Genomic DNA, 4578 nt, shown 5'->3' on the forward strand with positions numbered 1-4578 from the left:
GGCAGCCCGCGGACACCAGATGCTCCAGCAGGGGCGCGGGCGCGAGGCCCGGGTCGCGGAACTCGCGGTGCAGCGCCTGCTCGATCGCGAGCGACACATCGAGCCCCACGACATCGAGCAGTTCGAACGGCCCCATCGGATAGCCGGCGCCCAGCTTGATCGCCGCGTCGATGTCGTCGACCGTCGCGTAGTGCTCCTCGACCATCTTGATCGCGTTGTTGAGGTACGGGAAGAGCAGCGCGTTCACGATGAACCCGGCCCGGTCCCCGCAGTCCACCGGGTGCTTCTTCAGACCCGAGGTCACCGCGCGGACGGTCGCGTGGACCTCGTCCGATGTCAGCACCGTACGGACGATCTCGACCAGCTTCATCGCCGGGGCCGGGTTGAAGAAGTGCATCCCGATGACGTCCGCCGGGCGCGAGGTGGCGCGCGCGCACGCCACGACGGGCAGCGACGAGGTGGTGGTGGCGAGCACCGCGCCCTCCTTGCAGACCTTGTCGAGGGTGGCGAAGAGCTGCCGCTTGACCTCCAGGTCCTCGGCGACGGCCTCCAGCGCGAGATCCACATCGGCGAACGCGTCCAGCGAGCCCGCCGGGGTGATCCGGCCCAGTGTCTCGTCCCGGGCGGCGGCCGTCATCCGGCCCTTGTCGACAGAACGGGAAAGCGATGTGGCGATACGGGACTTGGCGGTCTCGGCCTTCTCCAGGGAGCGCGCGGCGAGCACCACCTCATGACCGGCCTTGGCGAAGACCTCGGCGACACCGCTCGCCATGGTGCCCGAGCCCGCCACTCCGACCGAACGGACCTCCCGGCCGGCCACCGCCCAGCCGGTACCACCCGGAGTGAGGGCGTCCGCCACCACGGCCGGGGTGCCGGGGGCCGCGTAGGTGTAGAACCCGCGGCCCGCCTTGCGCCCGGTCAGCCCCGCCTCGCTGAGCTGACGGAGAATCGGGGCCGGGGCGTGCAGCCGGTCGCGCGACTCCGCGTACATCGCGTCCAGCACGGTGCGGGCGGTGTCGATGCCGATCAGATCGAGCAGCGCCAGCGGCCCCATCGGCAGCCCGCAGCCGAGCCGCATCGCCGCGTCGATGTCCTCACGGGACGCGTACCTGGACTCGTACATCGCCGCCGCCTGGTTGAGATACCCGAACAGCAGCCCGTCCGCGACGAATCCGGGCCGGTCGCCGACCGCGACCGGTTCCTTGCCCAGGTCGCGGGCGAGGGTGGTGACGGCATCGACCGCGTCGGGCGCGGTCAGCACCGATGACACCACCTCGACCAGCTTCATCGCCGGGGCCGGGTTGAAGAAGTGCATCCCGAGCACCCGCTCGGGGCGGGCCGATTCGGCGGCCAGCCGGGTCACGGACAGTGCGTTGGTGCCGGTGGCCAGGATCGCCCCGGGCCGGACGACGGCGTCCAGCTCCCGGAAGACCTGCTGCTTGGTCTCATACGACTCCGACACGACCTCGATCACCAGATCGGCGTCGGCCGCTGCCTCGATGTCACAGAACGTACGGAACCGGGCGAGCGTGGTACGGCGCTCCTCCTCGGACATCCGCTCGCGCTCCACGGCGCGGGCGGTGGCGGCTTCGAGCCGGGAGACGGCCCGGCGGCAGGCCGCGTCGCTGATGTCGATACCGATGACCTCACGGCCCGCGCGGGCGAGGACTTCGGCGATGTCGGCGCCCATGGTGCCGAGGCCGACGACGGCGATGGTACGGAGAGGGGTGTCCATCAGGGGACTCCAGGGTGAGTGACGACTGATGAGGAGATACGGGTGCCACAAGGGCGCGAGGAAAGTGGCGAGAAGGGTGCGACGAGCGGGGGCAGGCGTCCGGGGAGTGCGCGGGAAACGCCCGGGAAATGCCTGGGGGCGTGGGGGCGCACGTCGAGTGCCTGTCATGGTGCGAGGACCGGCGGTCCCTGTCCCGGAGTCCGCCGTACATGGCGCGCGACCGACGCGCGCACCACAGAGCTTGCCGAACCGACTGCACTCCCGGTGGCTGCGTCACCAGGCCACTGGGAGATCTGCGGGTGGTTGCCCGCTCACATGAGACTAACTTGCGGGTAACGAGCGCACCAGACCTCGCAGTGTGTGAGCTGTGTCGCTCTCCGTGATCGATGATCGGTGATCGATCAGCTGAGGGTTACGCGAATCCGCGCGGGTCCGTGCCGGGCCGCGTCCCGCCGGGCCGGGCCGGTCCGTGCCGGGCCGCGTCCGTCCGCGCCGGTCCGTGCCGGGCCGTGCCCTCCGCGTCCCTCCGCGTCCCGCCGTGTCGTGGCCCCTCCCGTCCGTCGCTACCCTGAGCGCCATGGACGCGGAGTTGTGGTCGCTGGCGCAGCGCCTGCGGGACGAGTCGGGCGGATCGCCCGCGTATGAGCGGCTGCTGGTCACCGAGGACCGGGAGGAGCTGGCGGCGGTCCTCACGGAACGTGAACGTCCACTGTGGGCGCGCGAGATGGCGGCCTTCCGGCTCGGGTGCGCGGGGGACCGCAGGGCCTTCGAGTCCCTCGTGCTGCTGCTCAACCACCGCGATCCCCAGCGCTGTGTCTCCGCCGCCCACGCCCTGGCGGAACTCGGCGATCCGCGCACCGCACGCGCCGCCGCCGCGCTCGCCACCAATGAACTGCGCGTCGCCTACGCGCTCGTCCCGGTCCGGCTGCTCACCCGGCTGCGCGCCCCCGAGTCCGTACCGGCGCTGATGACCGTCCTCCGCCGCAGACTCGTCCCGGGCGATCCCCACTGGCGCGTCGCCCTGGCCTGTGTGGAGGGCCTGGGGGCCCTCGGCGACAGCCGGGCCTTCGATGTCCTGGCGTCGGCCCGGACCCGTCCGCGCCTCTCGGCGGCGGCGGAGGCGTCGCTCGCGAGACTGGCCCGGTGAGTCCGCGCGTTTCCACGGGCCGTTGGGCAACGCGTTACGGGCAACGCGTTACGGACCCCGGTCCGGGGGAGACCCTGAACCCCTCCGGGCCGTTCACCAACCGCGCCGCGGGCTCCGGCCCGGGGAGTCCCCGAACCGGAGCCCGCGGCTCCCCCGACATACCCACCGGACTCCGGCACGGACTCCGGCGGGTATCGCTCGCCGCCGCGTGCGCCGCCGCTCAGTAGAGCTTGGCGACCGCGGTACGCGTGGTCTTCTTGAAGTCGTCCAGTGGCGCCCCGTCCAGGTCGCCCAGCTGGCCCCAGCCGATGACCGTCACCGCGCGGCCGTCACGGCCGACCGAGTAGAGCGCGACATCGCTCGTCCCCGCCTGCGGGTGTGCGGTGTCGATGCTGTAGACGTGCGCGCCCTCCTCGACATTGATCCGGCCGTAGTACAGGGCCTCGCCATCGAGTCCCGGGTGCTGCCGCTTGAGCCGGTCGAGGCAGCTCTCGACCGAGGCACGGACCTTGGTGACGAGCGCCTTCGCCTTGGCCTCGGTGGCCGCGACCGTGATCGTCTGGCGGGCGCCGGTGTCCAGTTCGGTCCGGAACGTACGGTGCTTGGTGCCCGCCCTGGGCACCGACTTGTTGGTGCAGAAGTCGTCGGCCGGGCCCGGCTTCACCGGGTCCGCCACCCATGGGGTGAGCGAGGCGGGCAACTGCCTTGCCGACAGGAACGCCGGAGCCGGAGCGGCACTGGCCGCGGAGAGCGAGGAGACGGTCATACCGACGGCCGCGGCGGTCACGGCGGCAGCGCGGAACAGGTTCATGGTGTTGCTTCCCCCTGCTGGTGGTTGGCCGAGCCTCCTGGTGGTCGGCTCAGCGATCACCAGCTTCGGCAGGCCGTCGGCGGACCGCAAGCGCTCAGGGCCGTTCCGGAACGGTGGAACCATTCCACCCCCACTGACGTGGCATTACCCGAGGGGGGTGGAATGCCGCCCTGGGACGGGTCGGAGAGGTGGGACGGGTGAGCGGACCGGATTCCGGTACCGAGGCGTTCGCACGGCGGCTGCGCGAGATGCGCGACCGCTCCGGACGCAGCTACGGCGCGCTCGCCCGCCGCGTGGGCGTCAGCGCGTCCACCCTCCACCGGTACTGCTCGGGTCATACGGTCCCGATGGAGTTCGCCCCCATCGAACGCCTGGCCCGCCTCTGCGGCTGCCGGGGCGAGGACCTGATCTCCCTCCACCGCCTCTGGGTACGCGCGGACGCGGACCGCCGCCGACGCCAGGAGAACGCGACCACCCGGCCGGACACCCCGCCCCAGGACCCCGCCGCCGCGCCGGACGCCTCGGACGCCTCGGACACCTCGGGGGTTTCAGACACCCGTGCCCCGGCGTCCGGCGAAGACCCTGCGGCGGCGACGCAGGGGCACGGAGGCGCGGCGGCCGTTGAGCCGGCGGCCGTTGAGCCGGCGGACGGTCCCGGCGCTCCGGGCGCGGCCCCGCAGCCGGTGCGGGTGCACTGGGTCCGGCGGCAGCGGCGGCGGGCCGTCTTCGCGTCGGCCGCCGTCGTGGCGACCGCGGTGACGCTCGGGCTGCTCATGGCGTTCGACCGCTCCCCGCTCTCCGCCACCGAGAAGCCGCGCACCACCGCCCGGCAGCCGGATCGCGCCTCCGTATCGCCGTTCCCCTCCCCGTCCCTGACGGACTCCC

Annotated in this window: 4 protein-coding genes; 2 read left to right on the forward strand and 2 right to left on the reverse strand. The window is 72.6% G+C overall.

Features of this window, described 5'->3' with window-relative positions; all coding sequences use genetic code 11:
• Positions 1–1735 (reverse strand): 3-hydroxyacyl-CoA dehydrogenase family protein (locus tag ACWF94_RS04805; protein WP_453484703.1); only part of this gene is annotated, 1735 nt, incomplete at its 3' end.
• Between the two features lie 577 nt (positions 1736–2312).
• Here ACWF94_RS04805 and ACWF94_RS04810 point away from each other — a divergent pair.
• Complete coding sequence (locus tag ACWF94_RS04810; protein ID WP_453484705.1) at positions 2313–2882, forward strand: adenylosuccinate lyase; 570 nt, start codon at positions 2313–2315, stop codon at positions 2880–2882.
• A gap of 220 nt (positions 2883–3102) precedes the next feature.
• Here the strand turns inward: ACWF94_RS04810 and ACWF94_RS04815 are convergent, their stop codons facing one another.
• Positions 3103–3693 carry a hypothetical protein gene (locus tag ACWF94_RS04815; protein ID WP_453484707.1) on the reverse strand — a complete coding sequence of 197 codons (591 nt, stop codon included), beginning with the start codon at positions 3691–3693 and terminating at the stop codon, positions 3103–3105.
• Between the two features lie 197 nt (positions 3694–3890).
• Between ACWF94_RS04815 and ACWF94_RS04820 the strand changes: the two genes are divergently transcribed.
• The coding region (locus ACWF94_RS04820) for a helix-turn-helix domain-containing protein (protein WP_453484708.1) at positions 3891–4578 on the forward strand (688 nt) is incomplete at its 3' end.

Source organism: Streptomyces sp. NPDC055078, from assembly GCF_053607985.1.

Excerpts from the sequence above, each read along its gene's own strand:
- ACWF94_RS04810 (WP_453484705.1), top strand. The coding sequence starts at position 2,313 with ATGGACGCGGAGTTGTGGTCGCTGGCGCAGCGCCTGCGGGACGAGTCG.
- ACWF94_RS04815 (WP_453484707.1), bottom strand. The coding sequence starts at position 3,693 with ATGAACCTGTTCCGCGCTGCCGCCGTGACCGCCGCGGCCGTCGGTATG.